At 31.8% G+C, this 462-nt stretch carries 1 protein-coding gene; it reads right to left on the bottom strand.

Annotation, left to right across the window (positions count from 1 at the left end):
• Positions 1–462, bottom strand: a 462-nt coding sequence (locus ETC00_RS19765) for a hypothetical protein (RefSeq protein WP_171567746.1), incomplete at both ends; no start/stop codon positions are given.

Here is a 462-nt window from a genome sequence, read left to right as displayed (position 1 = left end):
ACCCATCGTCTGTATTCATTTCATCAATTCCATCTACAACTCTAATTCTATATTCTTCAACAACTTCATCTGCTACAGCATATCTTTCGATAGTAGTACCCACAAACCCGTTTTTGTAAATAGGATCACCTTTTTTCTTTTCACTTAACCAGAATTCTAAAAATACTAAGTCTACTCGACTTTCATTACCTGCTTCAGGTAAAGTAATTTCTGTATTATCAGGAATTACAATTACGCTACCCCCAATTAAAGCTACTGACTCCCCAATAGCAAATGTGTTATCTTTATTTACTTCTTTTACTTTACCTAGTTTTAAAAATCCACTATGTTTTGTGTTAAAAGATCTAAAGAAAGAATTTTTCTTTTCAATATCTGCTCTAACTCTATTCATAGCATCAAACAAATTGTCTTTTTTCCATCTAGCTTCGTTAAATGTACCTGTTTCGCCGTTTTCTAAACAAA

It is taken from the genome of Brevibacillus sp. MCWH (assembly GCF_013096935.1).
Classification (GTDB): Bacteria; Bacillota; Bacilli; order Brevibacillales; family Brevibacillaceae; genus Brevibacillus; species Brevibacillus aydinogluensis.
The sequence above is the reverse complement of the archived record's forward strand: the minus strand, read 5'-3'. Positions and strand labels throughout refer to the sequence as shown.